This is a genomic window from Sphingobacterium faecium, assembly GCF_003054045.1.
Classification (GTDB): Bacteria; Bacteroidota; Bacteroidia; order Sphingobacteriales; family Sphingobacteriaceae; genus Sphingobacterium; species Sphingobacterium faecium.
Genome location: NZ_QBKH01000006.1, coordinates 460,935 through 485,308 on the forward strand (window position 1 = coordinate 460,935; position 24,374 = coordinate 485,308).

The following is a 24,374-nucleotide window of genomic DNA, read 5'->3' on the forward strand; positions in this document are numbered from 1 at the left end:
CTGTGAGCTTATGAGTTCATCATTAAAAATCAAAAGGGCCTAATTTTCATTAGACCCTTTCTCTTGACGTTTAACTGTACAGTAATCTGGTATGTTTCTTATTGTTTCCTATTTTTTGTTTCATAATCCAAGGCATTTTACATGCATATTTGGATTTTTTTACTGTACCACGTCGTTTATGTTTTATGCTTCCAAAAAAGCATATGTGTTGTTGCTTTCTATATAAATAACACTTGGCGTCTTAAAAGGTTCAAAAAATAGTTGTTTTTTTTTAATTTCTGACCAAACTCTTTTATTGATTGTCATGATGTGCAGATTTTCCTTATCTTAATTATACCCATCTCCTTTATTTTTGACTAAATATTTTAGTCTTTATATTCAGTTGTTTATCATTTAATTTATCGGATACGTAACGTTAATAACTAAAAATATTAGTATATTTGAATGTGGTATAAATACATTCCATCAGGGAGGTCTTTAGAGATGCATAAGTTTTAGCAAATGGAAAGGAATATAGTACATTGTGATCTTGACACCTTTTTTGTGTCCGTCGAGCGGTTGCTCAACGTTGGTTTGGTGGGACAACCTGTGCTTATCGGAGGAAGTTCAGACCGTGGTGTGGTGGCATCATGCTCCTATGAAGCACGTCGTTTTGGCGTCCATAGTGCTATGCCGATGCGGTTGGCATTACGAATGTGCCCAGAAGCGATTGTCGTTAGGGGTGATCATGATCTCTATAGTAAGTATTCTTCCATGGTCACGGAGATCATTGAGGAATGTACTCCCATTGTTGAGAAAGCCAGTATCGATGAACATTATCTGGATGTGACGGGGATGGATCGCTTCTTTGGCTGTTGGCAATGGACACAGGAACTGCGTCAGCGTATTATTCGAGAGACGGGGCTACCCATCAGCTTTGGGCTTTCGGTCAATAAAACCGTGAGTAAGATCGCTACTGGGCAGGCAAAGCCGTCTGGCGAACTCTTTGTAGATACTGGAACTGAAAAGGGATTTTTGGCACCACTTTCTATCCGTAAGATTCCGATGGTAGGCGAGAAGTCCTATACCTTACTCCGCAATCTGGGTATTAGTAAAATCGGTACACTACAGCAAATGGAAGTCTTCACGATGCAACGGGTGCTTGGAGAGAATGGGATTAATATCTGGAGGAAAGCCAACGGTCAAGACGATTCCTTGGTCTTGCCCTTTCGTGAGCAGAAGTCTATGAGTAAAGAAACTACTTTTCAACAGGATACGATTGATATGGAGGTATTGCGTAGTACACTCATCAGCATGGTCGATACCTTGGCATTTGAACTCCGTAAAGATCAGAAACTGACCAGCTGTATTACTCTTAAGATACGTTATAGTAATTTTGATACCCATACCCAACAGGTCAAAGTTGGCTTCACCAACTCCGACCGCTTGATCACCGAAAAAGTGATGGCGCTTTTCAAAAAATTATATAGTCGTAGGATGCTCATTCGGTTGATCGGAATCAAATTTTCCAATCTGATCTATGGTTCCTATCAGACTGATTTATTCAACGATAGCAGTGAAGAAGTCAATCTTTTGCAAGCCATGGACAAGATTCGTTTACGCTACGGGAGTCAGTACCTCATGAAAGGTATATTTGCTCCAGACCCCCCTTCTAAGAAAGGAGGGCGTCGTGCTCCTTAATTTGCATAGTTATTATAGCCTGCGTCATGGAACGCTCAGTTTGGATCAACTACTGAAGGGGATGATGGTCAACGGTTATGATACCGCGGTGCTTACTGATATCAACAACAGTACCGGATCTTTAGATTTTATCCGAAAAGGTCAGGAGGCTGGTATCAACATATTAGCAGGTATGGAATTTCGTCAGGACGACATCTGCTGTTTTATTGCGATTGCACAGAATGAGCGTGGTTTCAGTGAGATCAATGCTTACCGTACGCAGCTCAATTTGGAAAGAGCAAAAGTTCCTGCACAAGCTCCCGAATTCAAAGAAGTTTTTGTTGTTTATCCTTTGCAGCAGATGGGCAACTTTGCGCTGAAAGATTATGAATATATCGGTGTTCGTCCGTCAGAGCGAAGTAAAGCTATATTAATGAACAAACAACAGCTATCCAAAGCCGTTATACTGGCACCCGTTACTTTTGAACAAGCAGATCATATCTTTCATAGACAGCTCAGAGCCATTGACCACAACCTGTTGATCTCACAGCTCGCAGATGAACAAGTAGCACCTATTGATGAAGTATTCGTTTCGAAAGCCATGTTGATCAAGCACTATGCAGAACTACCACAAATCCTGCACAATACCCATCGTCTACTAGCGCAATGTCGCTTTTATATGGATTTTGAAAGTGTCAAGAACAAAGCCACCTTTACCGGAAACCGTTATGAAGATAAGCAGCGACTGCTTAAATATACAGAAGAAGGGTTTTTGCGTCGCTATGCCAAACAAGATCGTGTAGCACGGGAACGTATCGAGCGTGAATTGGAGATTATTGAAAATCTTAATTTTTCAAGTTATTTTCTGATTACCGATGATATCTGCCGTTATGCCCGACATTGCGACTACCATTACGTCGGTCGAGGTTCTGGTGCCAACTCCGCAGTAGCCTATTGTTTAGGTATCACTGATGTAGATCCCATTACGTTAAATCTACCCTTTGAACGATTTCTTAATCCCAAACGCAAAAGTTCTCCCGATTTTGATGTTGATTTCAGCTGGAAAGATCGTGACGATATGTACGACTATATCTTCAATAGTTACCAGCATGGCTATACCGCCATGATGGGAGCGATGAGTACCTTCCATTCAAGGAGTATACTGCGCGAACTTGGTAAGGTATATGGTTTGCCTAAATCTGAGATTGACCGCTTGGTCCATGAACCTGAGCATATGCTGAATAAAAATGAGGTAACCAATACCATCCTGAGTGTATACAATCGCATGGCCGATTTTCCAAATCAGCGAACCATCCACGCCTCTGGAGTACTGATTTCCGAACAGCCACTGGTCACTTATTGCGCATTGGACTATCCGCCCAAAGGTTTACCGACGATGCAATTTGATATGTATGTGGCCGAAGATATCGGTTTTGAAAAGTTTGATATCCTATCCCAATGTGGCATTGGGCACATCAAAGATTGCCGGGAGATTGTGCAGGCCAATCAGGGTATCACGATCGATACGCGCGATCCAAAGCGTTTTTTCGAAGACCCAAAGATTGCCCAGCAGCTGCGTTCTGCCAATACTATCGGTTGCTTTTATATCGAGAGCCCAGCTATGAGGCAGCTTCTGACCAAATTGCATTGTGACGATTACCCTACTCTGGTAGCAGCATCTTCTATCATTCGTCCAGGAGTATCCAGCAGTGGTATGATGGCTACATTTATCCAGCGACATCATGATCCTAGTCAGGTCGTTTACCCACATCCGGTATTTAAAGAACAGCTGGAAGAGACCTATGGCGTCATGGTTTACCAAGAAGATGTGATGAAAATTGCAAACGCCTATGGCGGATTGGATATGGCTGATGCCGATGTATTGCGTAGGATGATGTCTGGAAAATACCGCAGTAAAGACCACCTTATCGAAATCGAAAGCAAGTATTTTGACAACTGTCGAGCTAAAGGGTATGATGAAAAGGTAAGTAGGGAGATCTGGCGACAGATGGAAAGCTTTGCCGGTTACTCCTTTAATAAAGCTCATTCCGCATCTTTTGCGGTCGAAAGTTACCAGAGCTTGTACCTCAAGACCTACTTTCCTTTGGAATTTATGGTCAGCGTACTCAATAATTATGGAGGTTTTTATAACCGAAAGGTCTATGTCAACGAAGCTCGTGTTGCGGGAGCGACTATTTGCCTTCCTTGTATCAACTGCTCGGAATACCAGGCTAGTATCTACGGTCGTGATATCTATCTCGGTTTTGATTGTATGCAGCATTTTGAATCCAAGCAGACCGAACGACTGGTGGAGGAACGCAGAAGAAATGGGCTTTATCAAAGCTTAGAGCAATTTATAAAGCGTACTGGAATGGGATTGGAGCAACTTATTATTTTGATTCGTATAGGAGCATTCCGCAGTTTTGGAAACAGTAAAAAGGAACTACTTTGGGAAGCACATCTGTTGCTTAGTAAACATGCTAAAACAAGTCCCACAGTGGAGCTATTTGAAATAGAAAGTCGCAAACCCATCTTGCCACCTTTGGAAAGCGATATCATTGAAGACTATTATGATGAGATGGAGCTGATCGGTTTCTGCGTTAGCGGTACATTTTTTGATTTGGCCAGAAGCGATTTTCGTGGCGATGTGCAGGCGCGTGAATTGCTAAGCTATGTCGGCCAAACTATACGTATGGTAGGTGATTTTGTAGCCGAGAAGTATGTAAAGACCAAACGTGGAGAGCTGATGAAATTTGGAACCTTCTTCGATATCGAAGGCAAGTTTTTTGATACCGTACATTTTCCACCTTCACTGATGCAGTATCCTTTGATGGAAGCAGGTATATATCTTATTGAAGGTAAAGTCGTGCAGGAATTTGGCTGTCCTTCTCTGGAGGTCATACGCTGTGCTAAGATGCCTCTTAGGCCTGATCCAAGAAGTATATAATGACAAAGGAGTGCTCATGAAAGATGACCACTACCAATCCAATTCTTTCCAACGATCCGTTTCTGCAAATTCTTTTATCGTATGATTTCGTGTAATGAGAAATTTCTTTAAGTAATCCGTTAATACGAATCGGTTAAATAATCGCCCACATATTCCCAAAGGAGATTGAAAATCAAAGATATCTTTCATGATTACTTGATCACCAACCTGTTCAAATATATGTTCGTGATAAAGCGATTTGAATATACCTTTTACTTGCTCATCAACAAAATAATAGGGTCTTTCAAATGTACATATTCTAGAGGTCAATTTTTGTTTGATCCCAAAATGAGTAGCCTGCCAAGTTACATATTCATTGAGCCCAATAAGTCCTTCAGTTTTACCATCAATAGCTTTTTCATGGGTATTCAAAGCTGAAATCTTATGAAGATCAATGCTTCTGGCAAGATCAAAACAAAGCTCTATGGGAGCATTTATCTCAGTTGTAATTTCAATTTTTGGCATCGATTTTTATATATACATGCAGTGCTTTATTGTGTTATTTCAAATGTATTGATTTTTTTAAAAATCAAAAGGGTCTAATTCTCATTAGACCCTTTATCTTGGCGTTTCACTGCACAGTGATTTTTTATGTTTCTTATTGTTTTCTATCCATCGTTTTTTTAAAATATTTGCATTTTGTACTGTACCAATTCATATATGTTGGGTGCTTTCCAAAAAGCATGGTTATTATCTTTTATTCTATAAGAACACTTGTCGTTAAAAAAAATCAAAAATGAGACTATATTTTTTTAAATTACGTGCAAATATCATAAATTTTGGAACCATCAATTTTACAAATCCATAAATTGTCGACAGAGCGATTGACACTCATTCCATATACAATACCTATATGTACGCATATATTAAATCAAGAGCTTGATTTTTTAAAGAAGATGGATCTGAGAAAGGGTAGAGGTTGGCCTGATGACGATGTGCTGGAAACTTTACCAAAAATAATCAATAACCTTTCCGAAATTGGAGCACCCACAGGCTTTGAATCGTGGATGATTATTAAAAATGAAACGTCGGAAATAATAGGAGATATTGGTTTTAAGGGATTTAATCAAAAAGAACAGCTTATAGATATCGGATACGGGATCATACTTGGAGAACGAAGGCAAGGATATGCCGAGGAAGCAGCAAAAGCTCTTATAGGATGGGCCTTCAAACAAGGTATAGTAAAAGAAATTACGGCAAAATGTCTTACTGACAATGTAAGTTCAATCCATCTTCTACAAAAGTTAAATTTTAAAAAAGTCAAAAGAGACGACATTTTTTTATATTGGTCGCTTCCATATGGAAATTAAATAGATAATATCTGTCAGATCTTTAATACTCCTAAATTAAAAGGAGTATTAAAGATCTGACAGACTTACAATAATCAATCCTCAACTGCTGATGTTTAATTATTTTAAAGGAATCCGTTTAGCTAATGTTTTTAATGCTCCCTTATAAGAATCAACACCTCCCATAAAAGGTTTTCTTGTATCCGAAAATAACTGTTTTCCCTGCGCATCATAAATCGTCATTAACACTTTCGTATCATAATTTATACTCGTATATGAATTATTGGACTGGGTAACTGTTCCTTTGGTTTTATCGTCCTTTTTCTTGTCATTATAAGTTGCAACTCCCGATCCATAACTATAAGTTCCTTTATTTTCAATATCGTATACACCTAATAAGATATAATCTACCCCCAGCATTTTGGCAAGCTCTTCCGGGGTATGATTGGCGATATCTGCCAGATTAATATTTGATTTAGCAAGTGTAGCATTTGTTGTTCTTGGATCTTGCACTTGAATAGAAAGTGAGCGTGATCTCAGAGCATCAACACAGGATTGCTGTATTTCTCGTCTCATAATATCTGTTGTAAGAGTTTGATCATTACTCGCAATTTCAAATGGGATTACGGCTAATCTAGTACCTCCTTGGATACTGCTGCTTTGGCTTATCACAGCATTTACAGAATTTGTCGTCGTATTTGTTGACTTAAAAGATTCTTCTCTACCGTTTCCAAAAACAATTTTATCAATTAAATTTTTTTTAAGCTCATATTGAAGTTCTTCGCCAGTATAGGAAAATTTAATAAGGTCATCTCCTATAGTGATTACTTTTCCCTTTTTTTGTCCACCATCCAAAAGGTAAATGGTATCTTCCTTTTGCTGAGCGAATATACTAGATATGCTGATCAGTACGAAGAACAAGTAAGCCGAAAGTTTTAAGTAGGTTTTCATAAATTAATAGTTAGATTATAGATTTTTTATACATGTTTTTTTATGTCATATATTGGACCGCTTTACATAAGATGATATAGCTTATTTTATAGTATACTATAAAATAAGCTATATCAAAATGTTGTAAGTTATTTAACACTAGGTATTTGTATAAACAAATATACATCTATAATAGTTTTTCATTCAAAAAATAATTTTGAATTATAGGTGTTGTTTAGATTTGCTTCAAGTGCTGAGCTGTAGAAATATGATCTCTCACTGTTAACAGGCTTATTAAGTTTACCATACACCATGATCCTTATTATTTTCCTTAAATCATTAAAGTATAGTTTAAACGAATGCTTGTAGCTTACTGTTGTTGTATTTAGTTTCGTTGCTCATGATCTCATTTATCTTAAGATGATAATTCGTAATCATGAAAAAAGAAAAACTATTTCAGGAAAGTATGTTGCAGTTGTGTAACTGCTAATTTAAATGTTATTTTCGATCTTTATCATCCAGGATCTGAAAGGATTTCAATAATGCGAGTACAAAAACTTTTAGTTTGCATATTTGTTTTACATAGATCAGATATTATTTATATTTTTAATCTCACAATCTGTTATAGAGAGCATGGCAAAACAAATTAAGGCGTTAAAGTGTCCACATTGTGGCAGTATTAAGAAGCAAAATATTAAAGAAGACCATTATATCTGTAACAATTGCGGCACCGAGTATTTCCTTGATAATGATGATATCAATGTCAATGTAAAACATGATTATGGAAAATCAAGTGGTCTTGATCCTAAAGCAAAAAAATATGTCCTATTAGCCATAGCAGGAGTTTTGTTTTTTATCGTTTTTTCCAACCTCATCAGAACCTGTGGCAACGATAGTGGCAGATCTTTCAAATCCGATGATTCCGATGATTCACCAAAGAAAAAAGAATATGTAGATCGGGTTAAAGAGTTTTTAGCTTTTACGGCATACAATACCAAAAATCCGATGTTGCTCTTTATTATCACCCGTAGCAAGGATGGGTTCAGCAGAGAAGGAGCCGAATATTTTGCCCGTTTTTATGATCCTATAAAGGAAAAAACAGTCAATGATATTCCGCTTGCAGGTTGGAAAGATGATTATTATATCCGTAGTCGGGTTTTCAGCGATGGTAATTACTACATCTGTGCTGATAAGAGTAATAAAGTATATAAAATTGATCCGGCAAAAAATGAAGTAGTAGATATGACTAATACATTTTTTACCGATGTACCAGAGCTTTCTTCCGGTATCGCTACGCTAAAATTTACACAAGATCGAGAAGGTGACGGTTTTAATATCATGACCAATGATGGAAAGGAATATTATTATTATCCATTGGCCAGAAAGATCTATAAAAATCATTCTGAAAGACGTGAAGCGGGGACAGGTCTCTCCAGTTTATTATCAGGAGCGATTACTTCTGTATATTATACATTTTCCGAAAAAAGTACGGATTACCCAGAAGAAAAAATCCAGTTGATTAAATATTGGTACAAAAATAATCCGGGCTATCCGATTATGCTTCCTTATAGTCATCAAGTGAGCTGGCAGAAGGTGTATCAATATCCAAAGAAATCGGGTATCTACTACGGTTCGTTTCCATTTACGAAAAAATTGATGAAAGAACCGCGGATTACAAAATTTGTTGATCTCACACCCGATCGTCTCTATTTCAAAGCCAATATCGCTTACCAAGATAGCACAAATCTGTATATAACGGGACTGCCAGATGCTAATCCAGAGGGCAAAACCTTTATCCAAAAGATAGATACAGAAACAGGGAAAATCATTTGGACTTATATGCCAAAGAGTGATAATTATTCTATTGAAGGTGATATGTATGGCTATAACGGCGGGTTAGTTTTTAGCTACTATGATAGAGCAACCAATGGCAGTACCAATCGCATTATCATGATAGCAAATGATGGTAAAGTAGTAAAAGATATCGAAAGAGACGAAATATTTAAAAGATAAAACATGGGACTATTTAATTTTTTCAAGAAGCAAATAGCTACAGTTATATCCTGGCAACCTCAGGATCATAATTTGTTGGTGTGGAAATATCAGGCAGCAACAGACGAAATAAAAAATGCAAGTAAATTGATTATTTCACCTGGGCAAGGTTGTGTTCTGGTATATGAAGGCAAGATTACAGATGTGATCGATCAAGAAGGAGTATACAATATCCGTACAGATAATCATCCATTTATCACTTCACTGCTCAAAGTTGCGCAGCTGTTTGAAAGTGAACATAAAATGGGCCTCTATTATTATCGTAAAGCCGAAGTCGTGAATCAGGGATGGGGTACATCGTCACCTATTAAGTATTTTGACGAATATTACAAAATCCCGATCCAACTGGCTGCTTATGGTAATTTCTCTTATCGTATCAAGGATGCAGCTAAGTTTTTTACGGATTATGTGGGTACGCAGGATACATATAGTACCGATATTTTTCGCGATGCTGTACAATCTCGTATTATACAAGTTTTGACTTCTAGTTTTGCGAATGAAAAATTACCTTATACAAAGATTGATGCCGAAATCGATCGTTTATCTCGTGATTTGAAAGAGCGGCTCAACCAAGATCTGGAAACATTTGGTGTACAACTCAATGATTTCAGAATCGAGGGCAATTCTTTTGACCAAGATACACAAGATCGCATTGGAAAGATTGCCGATATTACCGCAGACAGCTACGCTGCATCAGAAGGTGGACTTAGTTACGTTGAATTGGAAAAGCTCCGCGCTTTGCGTGATGCTGCGAAGAACGAAGGGGGCCTAGCAGGTGCAGGAGTTGGGCTAGGCGCAGGGATGAGTCTGGGAAAAGTATTTAGTAATTCCATTGATGAAGTTACGCAGCCAGTAGTAGGTGTAGATCCTATGGAGCAACTGCGAAAACTAAAGCTCTTACTCGATGAAAATATTATTTCGCAGGAAGAATTCGATCAGAAGAAAAAAGAATATCTAAATAAATTTTAATCGATGAAGCATCTTATTACATTTATATTCGTAGCATCTCTCCTGGTATTGGGATTTATTGCATTAAATTACATTTGGCATTGGGTACCGATAGATTACACTGGAATCGTAAAAGTGTTTATATCCGTGTTAGTCGTAATTTTTATTGGTACAGGGCTTGCGATGGTTTTTAGTGCAGGATACAGTCGAAAAAAACACCAACAGGATGTCGGAAAAAAAGATTAATATTTCAATTGCCAAATATCTGCACAAAATGAATCATGTTTTGCTTCAAATCGGATTATCAAATCGTAGATTAATGACGGAGTCTGTATCATAAATTGATACGAAGCGCAGAAGACTTTAATCAAATCAATTTATAGGATGAGAGTGTAGTGAAATTGGTTTGATCTACCTAATTGTAAAGTAACAATGCTGACGCTTTCAACAGTTTCAATCAGGATACAAGAGCAATGACCAAACAGTTAGAGAAAGATAATTTAATTATAAAATAGGGTATGATAAGTAGGAGCATAAGTGCATAAAAATTGATCACTTCCGCTAGATAACTGATATGGAGGTATAAGTAATCCATATAGATATGACTGTCAGAAGATATTTTATCATATGGCTTTTGAACAGAACTCAAGTCATGAATTTAAAAGGATATGGTTCCCCCAATGGTAAATTGTTTACCATTATAACTTGGAATAAACACATAACTCGTTTTATTTTCTTGCTTTTTTTGATCCAGTAAGGGCAACAACCAATAGGCAATTTTTGTGCTTAATATTCCTATTCCTGCGCCCATAGCGACATCAGATAACCAGTGTTTATTATTATACATCCTAAAGAAACCAGTTCCTGTTGCCACAGCATATCCGGCCACTCCATACCATATCGACCGATCCTTATATTCTTGCCAGAGTAGTTCTGCTCCAACAAAAGCAGTGGCAGTATGTCCCGAAGGAAAGGAATTGTTGGCAGAGCTATCCGGACGCCATACGGTACCCGTATTTTTAATAGACATCACGGTTGCTGTCATAATGACATTGGACACAGCAGCAGTAAAAAGGCGTTGTTTTAAAGTATGTTTTGCTTTTATACCAAGCGCATCTAACGCAAATATACTTGCAGTACCAACATACTGACTAAAATCATCTACTGAAAATTTACGATCAATATTTTCCCTTAATTCAGTCCGAATATCTTGATTTTGATCAATTAGGAAATGACTTTCTAATGCAATTACTCCATAAGTCATCAATCCTACAGGTACAATCAGCTGTTTGTAAGGAATACGCTTGAATAAGGAAGATTTTATCGCATTGCTGTCAATAGGAGACGATGTGATTTGTTGCCCGTGACTTGTCATAGTCAGTCCCATTAAGCATCCCCATAACATTAGGTAAGCATATTTAAATCTCATTGTAAAACCGATTTTTATTAGAAGTTATATTAAATATGAAAGTATAAGAATGAAATTATTCCTATTAAAACTGTCTATGATTTTCTATTAAATAGTAGGGTTAATTTTTCAGCTAACAGCTTGATTTTGATATGTGTCATCCATCCCTAAAAATTTGAAACGTTCTTTAGGATGATTATATGTAGCAGTCTATGGAAAAAAGAACGGAACATATGCTACAGACCTATGGTAATGATTGTTAAAGAACCCATGTTGATCCTGCTCTTTGTGATTTGTATAATCAATATATATAGCGTCTACAACTATTTTAATGTGTCTGTACACCAAATAGATAACCTACAAAAGCAGTCACAAGCATAGCTGCCGTACCCCAAAAACAGATTCTTAATACTGCTTTTCCACGATTGGATCCACCTGCTTTTGCTGCAATTAGAGCTGATAGCGCTAAAAATATAATGGCAAAACCATATTGATATATAACCATCATTTTAATTGGAGCAAAAATAGAAACTAAGAGTGGGAGCAAACCTCCAATGATAAATGAAGCAGCCGAAGCTAGTGCAGCTTGCATCGGTTTCGCCATGGTGATTTCATTAATGCCCAACTCATCTCTCGCATGTGCTCCCAGAGCATCATGATTGGTAAGCTGTATAGCTACTTGCATAGCCAGGTTTTCATCAAGGCCACGTTGTTCGTATATTTTCGCAAGTTCTATTAACTCCAATTCAGGTGTATGTTCTAATTCTGCCTTTTCTCTTTTCAAGTCCGAAATCTCGATATCGGATTGTGAGCTTACAGAAACATATTCACCGGCTGCCATTGACAGAGCCCCTGCAACTAGCCCTGCTATTGCAGCAAGTACAATGGGTTCGCGCGTAGTGCTCGCAGCAGCAATTCCAATAGCTAGACTTGTTGTTGAAAGAATACCGTCATTGGCACCTAATACAGCAGCTCTGAGCCAGCCACTTCTGGTCGTGTAATGTTCTTCAGATTTCATATCTTGATTATTTACCACCATGGATCATATGTGATACTATTCCTCTATTTTTTCCTATTTCAGCGAGCACAACACCAATGATGTGAACGACTATAAATGCAAGTATAATATACATAGAAAAGCCATGAAATTCTTTGATATTATGGCTTGTTTCCTGGCCAATACCTAAGTCTTGTTTAAAGGTAAGTAACATGCCTGTGATGACCATGATGCTTAAAAATATGTAAAATAGGAGATAAAGGAATTTAATCGCAACCTCATGTAGGGCTTGTGTGGACTTTTTGGATAAACTGCGGTAGTATTGAATTGATTTTTTTAAAATGAAAAGAAATCGCTGCTCTCTAATTTCAAAAAGGCTACTGCTTAATCTAAATAGAAATAATACCGTCAGTGCAATGCCAAAATAGCTATGTATGTCCCATACTTTATCTTCTAGACCATGGGCCACATGTGATGCTTGTTGATTGGTTATACTTACTGCAACGGAATGTAATTGCTCTTGTATATAATGGGCGTTACGATTTACATCAAATAGTGTTGAATTTAATAAAACGGTCAACAATGATCCTGTTATGACAAGTAAGTTTAACCAATGCCATAATCTGGAACTGGCACTATGCTTTTTTATGAAATTAGGATGTCCAATATCTTTCCTAAGATTTTCAATATGATCCATATTTAGGTTAGTTAAAAACCAGCTGTTGGTATAGCTTTAAGCTGGAATAGTTTATTTTATCTTTAAATTTAACGAAATTATATCAGACATCAAATTAGTTGATCTGCTGTAATGCCCATATCTCAGTTCGAGCATATTGAGATGCTGCCATCCAAATACACCATTTGGAGGAGTAATTCTAATACCTGCGCCATAGAAATCACTATTCAGAGTCGAAAGATCATAATCGCTGGTGTAATATTGAGATGTTGGGGCATGTTCACCATAGGCAGCAAAATAATGCGCTCCGGTTTGATGATTGTATCGATAAAAAGGACTTATTGAGATAAAAGATGTTAATTTAACGGGCACTTCTATTTCTGCTGTATGCGCTCTTATACCCCAATTGTCCATAAAGAAGCGGTAATATGTTCGTAAAATTACTCGATCTGTTGCAAAATAATTGATACGCGCTGCTATTGGCAGTTTATAGCGCTGATCAGGTAAGTTTTCAGCCTTTAACGAACCGTCTGTAAAATAGACACGTTGGTATTTAGTGTCCAACAAGCCCTTTTGATATGCCGGTTCTATCATTATTAGTGCTTGTAATTTAGGGTTGATGACCTGCGAAAGTGAAAATGCAGCGCTGAAAGAATTGCGCGGGCTTGAGCCTTCACTTTTTGACAATTGACCACTATTTGCCGGAGATCGCAGTTCAATGGGCAAAATGACTTTCCAAGTATCCAAAAACGCTGACAATTTGAAATCAAACTGTGTATTCTTATTTTTGGACAAACGAGACAGGTTAAAGCCTGCACCTAACGATTGGTAGTCATATTCTGTAGAAAAAAAACCTGTAAAACCAAAGGAATTGCCTGTTTTCTCATTACTTTGCGTCCAATTTAAAGATGGATAAATACGTGTATCTGACATAGATGCAGAAGAAATTGTGCTTGGATCAATTTTATCTGATGAAGCAGAAGTGTAGTGATCAATACCTATTTCAAAAAGGAACGTATTTTTATTTCCAGCTTTATTTAATTTTGATAATTGCAGATCTAGAGTATTAGCAAAATCACTTAATTTTTCTGTCCCAATACCACCTGTGACAGCCGAATTATTCCCATTCTGTTTATAATATGCAGATACGAGATTGATTTCATCGATCTTGAGGCTCCGACTCTGATAATTGGATGAGTCAGCAACTGTTTTGTTCAGTTTAATTTGTCCGTTGGCACCCAATATGCCTATAAATAGCATGCAGCATGGAGATAGATCTTTTTCATAATTTTAGTTAATTACAGCCGCAGCCACCACCACTCTTACCACCATTGGCACCAGATCCACCTTCGCGGTACAATTGAAAACTCTGTTCAAATTTCTGTACCTTTCGAGAAGATAAATTCATCTCAGCATCACTGATTTTATTTTTCTGGTAGGGCTTCACTGTAGTACAGGAGGCTAGTGCGCATAGGATCAACATACTTGCAGAACTTATGATCACTTTTTTGAATGATTTTTTCATATCAGTGTTTTACATTAATATTGTTTGAAGTATATAATTTATCCGCATCATCGATGATAATGCAGGCTACATGCTGTAATTGATTGATCAGATCAAGTCCAACATGAATTCCCAAGACCATAATCGGAGTAGCAAGCGCATCTGCAAGTTCAGCACTAGGACAGAGAATAGTGACACTTTTAATCCCAGTTACAGGCAGACCCGTTTTAGGATCTATAGTGTGGGAGTACTTTTTTCCATCTATCGTAATATATTTTTCATAATTACCAGAAGTCGCAATTGCCATATTACTAATGTTGAGAGCAGAAAATAGTTGACCGCATTGATTAGGATCAGCAATACCGATCGTCCAGTTTTTATCATTGACCTGTTTTCCCCATGTCACTAGATCACCAGCGGCATTGACAATACCGCTTTTGATTCCAACATTTTGTAAGATTTGTTTAGCTCGATCGGCTGCATACCCTTTGCCTATACCTCCAAATCCAATACGCATACCCCGATGTTTTAACATGACAGTCGAGTCTTGGTCATCTATCATCATATTTTTATAATCAATCAGACAGACAGACTTTAGGGCTATTTTGGGGTCAGGAAGTGCAGTCATAGTCGTATCAAAATTCCATAGGCTTTTATCAATAGAACCGTATGTAATATCAAAGGCACCTTGCGTTATTGCGGATATTTTTATGGAACGTTTGATGAGCTGAATCACTTCATTGTCCACTTTTACGGGTTGAATACCAGCATTACGGTTAATGAGGTTGGTCTGGCTAGTTTCTTTAAATGTGCTGAATAAATCTTCTATCCGACGCACTTCCTCTATAGCCATATCAATAGCTTCTTGTCCTATTTCTTCATTATCGGAAATGACAGTAAACTCAAATCGATTTCCCATCAATTTTAGAGTCCTCTTAGAAACAACTGGTATTTTCATTATAATTTTATTTCGTGCTGACTTCTTTTACAAATCGCTCGGCGGTAATATTGGGGTATCCATCCCAAGATTTGAGAATTTTTCCATTTTCATCCAACAAAAGTGTATATGGAAATTTTCCATCGGGATTATACTGTTCAGCTAGTGCCTCATTCCTTTTTACTTGATCAATGGAAAATCTATTTTTTTTCTGTCTTGGAAAGTCTGCGCGAACCAATAGCAGTTTATCTGCTGCATAATCTTGAAAAATAGCTGATTCAAAAATCTCCTTTCTCAAACGGATACAAGGTATACACCAGTCAGATCCAGAAAAATTGATCAGTATATTTTTATGCGTGATTTTAGCTTGTTGCTGTGCTTCATGGTAATTATCACTCCAAATTAAAGAGGTTGGAATAATTCCAAAGAATAGGATGAAAAGTAGTTTCATGTCAATATACTTGAAGTACGTTTAAAGTTTATTTATGAAGCTAATATCACCAGCAATTCTGTAGAGATTATGAAGTTAGTTGTTAATTAAAGTTAATATTTAAAAAAATATGATGGCTATTAAGCGTTGTCGAACTGAATATGGAATGCATGTAGTTCTTCTTGAAAGGTATACAGGAGGCTATAATTCTGGCGCATGCAAACTTGTTTCAGAATAGCAAGTCCGAGACCGGTTCCATCGGAGGAGTTATCTTTATAGAATCGTTCGAAGATCTTGATCGGATCAAGTGCTGGTTGCATACTACTATTGGAAAATTGCAAGTTATGCTTGTGCAACTTAATGTCAATCTTTCCACCATTGAAATTGTGGCGTATGGCATTGTTAAATAAGTTATTAATTAAGATTTCAATCAGCGAACGATTGGCGTAAATTAATGAATCATCAAGTGAAGTGGTCATCTCTAGTTTTCTCTCCTGAATAAACTCCTGAAAGTAAAGAATTTTGTCATTGATCAATGTTCCCAGATTAATATATTCTTTATTTTGAAGTTGATTATTGTCTATTTTAACAAGTAATAGCAGAGATTGATTGAGCTTGGTAAGTTTAGAAGTAGCACGATAAAGATCTTCTAATATTTCACTATCTTCTTTCTTTAGCGAATTTGACTGCAACATAGTATCCAGCTTTGAATTGATAACAGCCAGAGGAGTCATCATTTCATGTGAGGCATTTTCAGTAAATAATTTGATTTCCTTATAATCGGACTTTATTTTTAATGTTACCTCCACCATGGCATCATTCAACTCTTTAAATTCTTCAATTTTGGTTTCTATAGGTTTAAACACTTCTTCTTGGTTGATATTAAAAGCTTTGATGTTATGGAGGAGCTGCTTGAAGGGTAACCACATTTTTCTGATTAAAAATCGATTCACCAACCACAGTACGACAAGTAAAATCATTAATGGTAGTAAGATGATGAGAACAATACTTTTGATCTGTTCCTGACTTTCAAATTTTGACGCAATTATCTTTACCTCATAGGGTTCACCATTTAGAAGAAGTTGTGTCTTTAGATAGCGCGCTGATTCTTGGTGTTTTTTTTTCGGATTGTAAAAATTTGTATCGGCAAATATTTGACGTTCATCGGTGAGTTTTTGTAATTTTTGATATCCGATAATCACGCCGTCAAATCCATCTGGAGAGGGCACTATATTTTTGACGTGAGCAAAGTCTTTAACTTCAAGTAATTCTTCATATAGATGATCTTCAATCTGCTTATTGATATACAGTCCGAGCGTTTGATAGAATAGAAAACCGATTACTATTAAGCCGCTCAAAGTGATTCCAGCTAAAATCCGGTTATAACTTGTAAATAGTTTCATCTGTCCGTGAATTTATAACCAACGCCATAGACCGATTGAAAATATTCCTTACATCCCGCTTCTGTCAATTTTTTCCTAACATTTTTAACATGTGTATAAATAAAGTCGAGACTATCGGCCATATCGGCATCATCACCCCAGATGTGTTCTACAGCAGCAGATTTTGAAATCACTTTATTCTTATTGGAAACAAAATAGAGCAACAGGTCAAATTCTTTTTTAGTTAAATAAACAAGTCGATCATGAACTTTAACTTCCTTATTGCTGGTATCAATCTCCAATTCGTTGCATTTGACCAAGCTATTGCCATTATTCTAGCGTAGAGCTCTGATAAATGAAAAGGCTTAATCAAGTAATCATCGGCACCTAAACTCAAGCCTTCTATTTTTTGATTTAAGGAGTCACGCGCTGAAATAACAAGTACGCCATCATTTTTATTTAATTTCTTAAGGTACTTCAGCAATAAGATTCCATCTCCGTCGGGCAGCGTTAGGTCTAATAAAATGCAGTCATAGGTGTAGATTGATATCTTTTGGTATGCCTGATCGTAGGTAGAAGCCGAGTCACAGATATTTCCTTCAGCCGCAAGATATTGCACTATACTTTTTTTAAACTTTCTTCGTCCTCAACAATTAGAAATTTCATAGTATAAATATGCTGTTAAAATTCAGAAAAATGATATTTTTTTTGATTGTTATAGTATTGGAATTAAGTGCTTTTTTTTGATTATCATAAAAAATTGATGTTTTTCAAAGTTCGTATTCACTTTTAATTGTATTTGTTATCATTTTAAAAGGTTTTGTTGTCGTAAAACTATGTATGGCATGTGCTGGAACAATGATGCTTTCACCTAATTTCAACATGACCTCCATATTGCTTATATTTACTACAGCCATTCCATCAATGATTTGTATATACTGATCAAAAGGATAGAGTTTTGGTATGAGTTTTTTACCTCTGGCTACAGAAATCGTGATTATTCAATGAGTTGTTTTTTTAATATGAATTTAGTTAAACCGAATTTCATATATAATTGGTGATCTCACTTAACAGAAAAAAATGGAGACCGACGATAGGAAAGTAAAATCAAAAATCGCAAGTATACGAGAGGTCGTCCAACAGAAAAATATAGCATTGGATAACGACATGCAAAACCTTGATGAAAGAGCCGAGAAAGAGAATGAGTCCTTCAAGCGTGATGTCAAAAAAGATATGGACGATCTGGAGAAATCTTTAAAAAGCTTAAATGATGGTGAAAAAAAATAAACCAAGTGAACTTATTGTGAAAATGTGATTCAACCACAGTTAAAGATTAAAAGCCTACTCATCGATGGCCTGGGCATCTAAAAATAATATGGCGATAGACTTTTTACATCGAATGCAATAAAATTTTAATGATAGTTTCACAAGCATAAGTAATCTGGATTATAGCTATTTAATTGCAGAAAGCGAATATGAAAAATTTTATTAAGAATATTTCATTCTCCATATCTTTTATACTAGAGTGAACTTGTTTAATAAATTCAATAGTTTTACATGACAAGTAAATTCAGAAACAACGAAATAGGAGAATAGGTTTGATAATTCAATGCTAAGTAAATAAGTTTGTTAAATGAATATAAATTCCTGTGTTCATGAACAACCTTAATAGGAGTATTGTGCAGTCGTTCTTGTTAGCAACTGACTCGTTAAAAATTCTAAAGGGTAATTTATGAATTGCATGATTAGAAAAGGCATTCCAAAGGATATCATTCAGGCCGCACAAGTATTAGAGGAAGTAAAAGCATATATGCTGAATATAGGCATTGATCAGTGGGATCAAGAATATCCAAACAGAATCGTCTTGACTCAGGATATTGATAGAGAAGAAGCTTTTATTTATGAAGAGCAAGGTGAATTATTGGCCTATATGGTTTTAAATGAAAAATGTGATCAAGAATACGCTGAATTAAACTGGAAAACAGCTACTCCGTTTGTCGTGATTCATCGCTTATATGTAAAACCGTCTGCACAAGGTAAAGGTATCTCAAGCAAAATGATAAAATATTCGGAGCAATTTGCTCTGGAAAATAAATATCAATCTATACGTTTTGACGCTTTTTCTTTAAATGAAACAGCCAATGCCGTGTATATAAAAAAGGGCTATGCATCTGTAGGGACCGTCCTTTTTCGAAAAGGAGTTTTTAACTGTTATGAGAAAGCAATGTAATTCATACAAAACCTGATAAAGAATAACATATGAAAAATATTTTTGTAATAAATGGTAGTGCAAGTAGCAATTCATCCAATCAAAAACTCATCCATATATTTGCAGATTTCACCAAAGATATTTTTAACCTCAAGATTTTCAACGAGCTTAAATCACTTCCACATTTTGATCCCGCACTTTCTATTACCGAAACGCCCAAAGTAATTTTAGATTTTAGAAAAGAGATAGAAATTGCTGATGGTATTATAATATGTACACCTGAATATGTTTTTAGTATGCCAAGCGGACTGAAAAACGCAATGGAATGGTGCGTTTCAACGACCTTATTTTCAGACAAACCGATAGGCCTTATTACAGCATCAGCTCATGGTGAAAAAGGACATGTCGAATTACAGTTGATCATGGAAACCTTAATGGCAAGTTTTACTGCAGATACGACGCTTCTAATTTCGGGAATAAAAGGGAAAATAAATGAGCAGGGTGACTTAATGGATGATAAAACTAAAGATTCCTTATTCAAATTTGCACATGCGTATTACGATCTGATTTCATCTTAATTAAGCGATAAGTATTATCAATTTTCATATTTTCTGAATATCAAATATAGATGTGGAGGGAACATATATTGCTCTTTTTTTGTCAAAATTTCGCTTTTACATAAGCGAATAATAAGTAAGTACGTATAGTATTTAATTTTATAGATATAGCAGTATGAACTTTCACGATAACAGTAGGCAAATGAGTAGTATATGGAGAGATGTGGTTTTTCTGCTTACGTATTTCTAGTTTTTTTAAATATATTTATTTGTTTATCAATACTTTATATTTTTATTAAATTCTTTTGAGTGAAAAGTACTCAAAAGAATTGCATACTTTAAAATTATTGCTCATATTTGTTGAGTAAAATATACTCAAATATAAAAGATAGAGTTATGATTGTACTTAACACCTATGCCATAATCACAGAGCAGTTTCCTAATAAGGAAACGAAAGTGAAAGATTTTGATCCGTATATCTTAAAAGACAATTTGCTTGAATTCACCTATCAAGAAGATGGTGATCTAATCAAACTTCTTTTTGTTAAGAAAAGAATTGATCAGGAGCAGGTAAATTGTAAGCTCGTGATCAATTATATGCCTTATAGCCGTATGGACCGTAAAATTGAAGGTGATCTGTTCACCCTTCAGTATATTTGTGCATTTATCAATGACCTACACTTTGAAAAGGTGTACGTTATTGAACCGCACTCGGCCAAAACCATTGAACTGTTGCGCAATAGCGAGGCCATCTACCCAGCACTAGATTGGTTACCAGCGATTATGGATCAGATGCAGTTTACAGATCAAGACCGAATTGTTTTTCCGGACAAAGGAGCAGCTGCACGCTATCATAATACAGGTTATGACCATAGCTGCATATTTGACAAAACCCGCAATCCAGAGACAGGACGCATTGAGAATATGCTTCTCAAACAGGGTGATATACCAAAAGGGGCGAAGTGTATCATCGTAGATGACCTTTGTTCTGCTGGAGGAACTTTCCTTTGGGCAGGTCAGACTCTCAAGCAAATGGGAGCCAGTGAAATTTATCTTCTGGTCACGCACTGTGAGCCACGTGTATTATCCGGTAAATTGCTCGATCAAGATTCACCCATAGACAAAGTATTCACCGGCACCTCAATGATGCAGCAAACGCATCCCAAAATAGAATACATCACCATTAACCTTGAAAACTATGTTTAATCCGATAAGTAAAAATCCTATTCTTTGGACAGACGGTTATAAGCTATGCCATAAAGATCAGTATCCGGCCAGAACCAATTGGGTATATGAAACCTGGACACCCCGAATGTCGCGTATAGCTGGTATTAGCCATGTTGTATTTTTCGGATTACAAGGAGCATTGGCAGAAATGACTCATGCCTTTGAACAGTATTTTTTCAGTCAGCCACTAGAGACAGTTGTGTCAGAATATGAAGAAGCTATCCAGCATGTTTTTGCACAGACCAATGCTAATTTTGCTGCTACTCACAGTTCTGCCCATATCCGAGCCCTGCATCAATTAGGTTATCTGCCTATTCAGATCAAAGCTATGAAGGAGGGAAGTTTGGTACCCATTGGTGTCCCGATGTTTACGATTGAAAATACCCATCCTGACTTCTTTTGGTTACCCGGTTATTTAGAGACCCAGCTTTCAGCCTATATCTGGTCACCCATGACAGCAGCTACCATTGCAGATCGTTACAAAAGATTGTTGAACAGCTATGCCGAGAAAACAGGAGATATTCACAAAGTACATACCCAAGCAGGTGATTTCTCCATGAGGGGAATGGGTTCTCCAGAGACCGCCTACCGCACAGCAGGAGGACATCTATTGAGCTTTTCGGTATCAGCTACGCTTTCTGTACGAAACTATCTTAAATCTTATTATGCGGCAGGCAATGATATACTGATGTATACACCATCCACGGAGCATAGTGTTATGTGTTCTTATGGCGAGCAGGAAGTGGAGGCATTTCGACACTTGATTACCGAGGTATATCCCAGTGGTAATATTTCTATCGTATCTGACACCTACGATCTTTGGAATGTAGTTGACCAAGTTCTGCCACAGCTGAAAGAACTGATCCTCTCGCGAGATGGAAAAGTGGTGATCCGTCCAGACAGTGGAGATCCTATTCATATCATCTGCGGCGATAAGGATTCCGATCGTGAGACCGTTAGAAAAGGGATTGTTGAACGCCTGTTTGAAATCTTTGGCGGAACAGTCAATTCAAAAGGATACAAAGAGCTAGATCCCCATATCGGTGTAGTTTATGGAGATTCCATTACCGTCGATCGTGCAGACAAGATCTGCAGTGGCTTGATGGAAAAAGGCTTTGCTTCGACTAATACCGCTTTAGGAATCGGTTCATACACGTATCAATATGTGACACGTGATACGTTCGGTTTCGCATTAAAAGGCACAGCAGAAGAAGTAGACGGTCAGTTTAAAGCGATTCAAAAAAGACCAGCTACCGATATCGGCAACTTCAAAAAATCACAAAAGGGTATCGTAGCAGTTGTATTTGAAGATCATGACTATCGCTTGATTGATGACCTTAACCCGCAGACAGTTAGTGAATTAAAAAATAAAAATCTTTTAAAAGATTTTTATATCAACGGTGAATTCGTTTTCACCAATACATTTGAAGAGATCAGAACTACCTTGAAAATAGAATCAAATCGCGTATATGGAAACTAAACAACACAAGCCATTTGTTATCAATGATGACAATGTCGCACAATATGCAAGTAAAATAGCAACATGGATAGCTCAACAGGTCGCTGCTGCCAATCGCAAAGGAGTAGTACTGGGTATGAGCGGAGGTATAGACTGTAGTGTAGTTGCCTGCCTGTGCCATTTGGCGAAAGTCGATACACATTTGGTCATGATGCCTTATGGCAATGATATGAGCAATACCCGAAGCTCACAACATGCATTAGAACTGATTCAAAAGTTCAATTTTGCTCATCATACTTTCGATATTCAGCCAGCAGTAGATGCCTTGACTATTACCAATGTATCGTTCTTGGCACAAGCAGGAACTGTCAATCAAGCCTTGAGCCAAGCCAATATCCGTCCTCGTGTGCGGATGACCTACCTCTATCAGTTAGCACAGCTAGGTAGCCGGTTTGTGATCGGTACTGGCAATATGGCTGAACGTACTGTTGGATACTTTACCAAATGGGGTGATGGTGCTGCAGATCTTAATCCTTTGGGTATGCTGACCAAACAGGAGGTTTATACCTTGGCAAAATGTCTCGGTGTGCCCGATTCCATCATTGAAAAGAAACCATCAGCGGGGCTATGGGAAGGACAGACCGATGAGGATGAATTGGGTATGACATACAATCAAATAGATGCGTTTATATTAACAGGAACTTCAGGAGATGAAAACATTGATGCCTTAATACAGCAACGTATAGCGCTATCCGCTCATAAGTTTGAGACCGTTCCAATTTTCAACAACTAAGCTTTTAAAATATCATGAATACCAGGTATCAGCAAATTATCGACATCAACCATATCGCTTCTTACACAATTAATGAACAGATAGATGATATGTTAGCCCTTGGACAATCCGAAAATATAAAACCTGCAGCGCAGGATGAGAAACGGAATCTGCTATTGGCTATCGATGTGCAGAACGATTTTATGGAGGGCATTGGCAGTCTGGCCGTTCAAGGTTCGAGAGCAGATGTTCAACGCCTTACAAAATGGATGTATCATAATATGGCTTCCTTGACTCAGATTATCTGTAGTTTGGACTGTCACTCCATGATGCAGATTTTTCATCCTGTTTGGTGGGTCGATCAAGAAGGTAATCATCCGGCACCATTTACCATCATTGCTTACGAAGATGTTGTTCAGGGTATATGGGTGGCAGCCAATGGGGGCAACGAACGCTCTTTGGAGTATCTCCAGAATTTGGAAACTGATCATAAGAAAAAGCTTTGTATATGGCCCTATCATTGTTTAGAAGGAACAGTAGGAGCTAAGCTCGAAAGCCAGTTTACCAAAATGCTTTACTTTCATGCGGCAGCCCGTAGCACAGCTCCCCAGTTAATTTATAAGGGACAAAATCCCTACTCCGAGATGTATGGTATTATCAAAGCCGAATACGATCGTGATCAATATATCAACTATGAAGTGCTCAATTCCGTGAGTCAGTTTGATGCCATCTATATTGCAGGTCAGGCTTCCAGTCATTGCGTATTGGCTTCTGTGACCCAGATTTTAGAATATTTTTCAGACAATAAGGAACTCACCTCACGTATTACTTTACTTGAAGACTGCATGTCGCCAATAGCCGGATTTGAAGATAGTACAAGGCAGCAGTTTGAAGTACTTCAGGAGCGATATGGTATCCACATTCGTAAATCAACTGACATCGTTTTATAGTT

Annotated in this window: 23 protein-coding genes and 1 pseudogene; 13 read left to right on the forward strand and 11 right to left on the reverse strand. The window is 37.1% G+C overall.

The genetic code is table 11. The features are described 5' to 3' along the window. The first annotated feature begins 501 nt into the window (after window positions 1-501). The gene (gene dinB / locus C8N37_RS18465; RefSeq protein ID WP_108160282.1) at window positions 502-1,680 is read left to right on the forward strand and encodes a DNA polymerase IV; all 1,179 of its coding nucleotides are present in this window, start codon (window positions 502-504) and stop codon (window positions 1,678-1,680) included. Continuing rightward, window positions 1,670-4,606 (forward strand): DNA polymerase III subunit alpha, encoded by a 2,937-nt coding sequence (gene dnaE / locus C8N37_RS18470; protein WP_108160283.1) that lies wholly within the window; start codon window positions 1,670-1,672, stop codon window positions 4,604-4,606. The genes dinB and dnaE overlap by 11 nt, the downstream gene beginning before the upstream one ends. Window positions 4,607-4,636: 30 nt before the next feature. Here dnaE and C8N37_RS18475 read toward each other — a convergent pair whose 3' ends face one another. Then, complete coding sequence (locus C8N37_RS18475; protein ID WP_108160284.1) at window positions 4,637-5,110, reverse strand: SRPBCC family protein; 474 nt, start codon at window positions 5,108-5,110, stop codon at window positions 4,637-4,639. A 314-nt stretch (window positions 5,111-5,424) separates the two neighbouring features. Between C8N37_RS18475 and C8N37_RS18480 the strand changes: the two genes are divergently transcribed. Further along, window positions 5,425-5,955: a GNAT family N-acetyltransferase gene (locus C8N37_RS18480; RefSeq protein WP_108160285.1), complete on the forward strand. Its 531-nt coding sequence runs from the start codon at window positions 5,425-5,427 to the stop codon at window positions 5,953-5,955. A 99-nt stretch (window positions 5,956-6,054) separates the two neighbouring features. On the opposite strand, the gene C8N37_RS18485 is transcribed toward C8N37_RS18480, so the two are convergent. Beyond that, a complete protein-coding gene (locus tag C8N37_RS18485; protein ID WP_108160286.1) occupies window positions 6,055-6,885 on the reverse strand; it encodes a hypothetical protein in 831 nt (276 codons plus the stop codon). 612 nt (window positions 6,886-7,497) lie between these two features. Between C8N37_RS18485 and C8N37_RS18490 the strand changes: the two genes are divergently transcribed. Genes C8N37_RS18490 through C8N37_RS18500 form a run of 3 tightly spaced genes read left to right on the forward strand, consistent with a single transcriptional unit; the run spans window position 7,498 to window position 10,110 of the window. Further along, window positions 7,498-8,877, forward strand: a complete 1,380-nt coding sequence (locus C8N37_RS18490; protein ID WP_108160287.1) for a hypothetical protein — start codon at window positions 7,498-7,500, stop codon at window positions 8,875-8,877. A 3-nt stretch (window positions 8,878-8,880) separates the two neighbouring features. Beyond that, entirely contained in the window at window positions 8,881-9,885 is a 1,005-nt protein-coding gene (locus C8N37_RS18495) for an SPFH domain-containing protein (protein ID WP_108160288.1), read from the forward strand. A 3-nt stretch (window positions 9,886-9,888) separates the two neighbouring features. Next, window positions 9,889-10,110, forward strand: coding sequence for a hypothetical protein (locus C8N37_RS18500; RefSeq protein WP_108160289.1), 222 nt, complete (start codon window positions 9,889-9,891; stop codon window positions 10,108-10,110). A 412-nt stretch (window positions 10,111-10,522) separates the two neighbouring features. Here C8N37_RS18500 and C8N37_RS18505 read toward each other — a convergent pair whose 3' ends face one another. From C8N37_RS18505 to C8N37_RS23305, 9 genes and pseudogenes are all read right to left on the reverse strand, one after another. After that, entirely contained in the window at window positions 10,523-11,293 is a 771-nt protein-coding gene (locus tag C8N37_RS18505; protein WP_108160290.1) for a phosphatase PAP2 family protein, read from the reverse strand. A 307-nt stretch (window positions 11,294-11,600) separates the two neighbouring features. After that, window positions 11,601-12,290, reverse strand: a complete 690-nt coding sequence (locus C8N37_RS18510; RefSeq protein WP_108160385.1) for a VIT1/CCC1 transporter family protein — start codon at window positions 12,288-12,290, stop codon at window positions 11,601-11,603. A gap of 7 nt (window positions 12,291-12,297) precedes the next feature. After that, the gene (locus C8N37_RS18515) at window positions 12,298-12,966 is read right to left on the reverse strand and encodes a cytochrome b/b6 domain-containing protein (RefSeq protein WP_108160291.1); all 669 of its coding nucleotides are present in this window, start codon (window positions 12,964-12,966) and stop codon (window positions 12,298-12,300) included. A gap of 51 nt (window positions 12,967-13,017) precedes the next feature. Beyond that, window positions 13,018-14,205: a DUF3570 domain-containing protein gene (locus tag C8N37_RS18520; RefSeq protein WP_244914474.1), complete on the reverse strand. Its 1,188-nt coding sequence runs from the start codon at window positions 14,203-14,205 to the stop codon at window positions 13,018-13,020. 34 nt (window positions 14,206-14,239) lie between these two features. Continuing rightward, on the reverse strand, window positions 14,240-14,470 hold the full coding sequence (locus tag C8N37_RS18525; protein WP_108160292.1) for a DUF4266 domain-containing protein: 231 nt from the start codon (window positions 14,468-14,470) through the stop codon (window positions 14,240-14,242). Between the two features lies 1 nt (window position 14,471). Then, a complete protein-coding gene (locus C8N37_RS18530; protein WP_108160293.1) occupies window positions 14,472-15,407 on the reverse strand; it encodes an FAD:protein FMN transferase in 936 nt (311 codons plus the stop codon). A gap of 7 nt (window positions 15,408-15,414) precedes the next feature. Continuing rightward, window positions 15,415-15,837 carry a thioredoxin family protein gene (locus C8N37_RS18535; RefSeq protein ID WP_108160294.1) on the reverse strand — a complete coding sequence of 141 codons (423 nt, stop codon included), beginning with the start codon at window positions 15,835-15,837 and terminating at the stop codon, window positions 15,415-15,417. Between the two features lie 119 nt (window positions 15,838-15,956). Beyond that, window positions 15,957-17,219, reverse strand: a complete 1,263-nt coding sequence (locus tag C8N37_RS18540; protein WP_211322302.1) for a sensor histidine kinase — start codon at window positions 17,217-17,219, stop codon at window positions 15,957-15,959. Continuing rightward, window positions 17,216-17,864, reverse strand: a pseudogene (locus C8N37_RS23305) (response regulator transcription factor). Before C8N37_RS23305 ends, C8N37_RS18540 begins: the two are co-directional and overlap by 4 nt. Before the next feature lie 414 nt (window positions 17,865-18,278). On the opposite strand from C8N37_RS23305, the gene C8N37_RS18550 reads away from it, so the two are divergent. From C8N37_RS18550 to C8N37_RS18580, 7 genes are all read left to right on the forward strand, one after another. Beyond that, complete coding sequence (locus tag C8N37_RS18550) at window positions 18,279-18,485, forward strand: hypothetical protein (protein WP_108160295.1); 207 nt, start codon at window positions 18,279-18,281, stop codon at window positions 18,483-18,485. A gap of 445 nt (window positions 18,486-18,930) precedes the next feature. Then, on the forward strand, window positions 18,931-19,428 hold the full coding sequence (locus C8N37_RS18555; RefSeq protein ID WP_211322303.1) for a GNAT family N-acetyltransferase: 498 nt from the start codon (window positions 18,931-18,933) through the stop codon (window positions 19,426-19,428). Window positions 19,429-19,457: 29 nt separating this feature from the next. Continuing rightward, window positions 19,458-19,985 carry an NADPH-dependent FMN reductase gene (locus C8N37_RS18560; RefSeq protein ID WP_108160297.1) on the forward strand — a complete coding sequence of 176 codons (528 nt, stop codon included), beginning with the start codon at window positions 19,458-19,460 and terminating at the stop codon, window positions 19,983-19,985. 375 nt (window positions 19,986-20,360) lie between these two features. Continuing rightward, complete coding sequence (locus C8N37_RS18565; RefSeq protein WP_108160298.1) at window positions 20,361-21,170, forward strand: ribose-phosphate diphosphokinase; 810 nt, start codon at window positions 20,361-20,363, stop codon at window positions 21,168-21,170. Further along, complete coding sequence (locus tag C8N37_RS18570; protein ID WP_108160299.1) at window positions 21,163-22,671, forward strand: nicotinate phosphoribosyltransferase; 1,509 nt, start codon at window positions 21,163-21,165, stop codon at window positions 22,669-22,671. The genes C8N37_RS18565 and C8N37_RS18570 overlap by 8 nt, the downstream gene beginning before the upstream one ends. After that, entirely contained in the window at window positions 22,661-23,443 is a 783-nt protein-coding gene (gene nadE, locus C8N37_RS18575; RefSeq protein WP_108160300.1) for an NAD(+) synthase, read from the forward strand. Before C8N37_RS18570 ends, nadE begins: the two co-directional genes overlap by 11 nt. Window positions 23,444-23,457: 14 nt before the next feature. Further along, window positions 23,458-24,372 (forward strand): cysteine hydrolase family protein, encoded by a 915-nt coding sequence (locus tag C8N37_RS18580; RefSeq protein WP_108160301.1) that lies wholly within the window; start codon window positions 23,458-23,460, stop codon window positions 24,370-24,372. Window positions 24,373-24,374 lie beyond the last annotated feature (2 nt).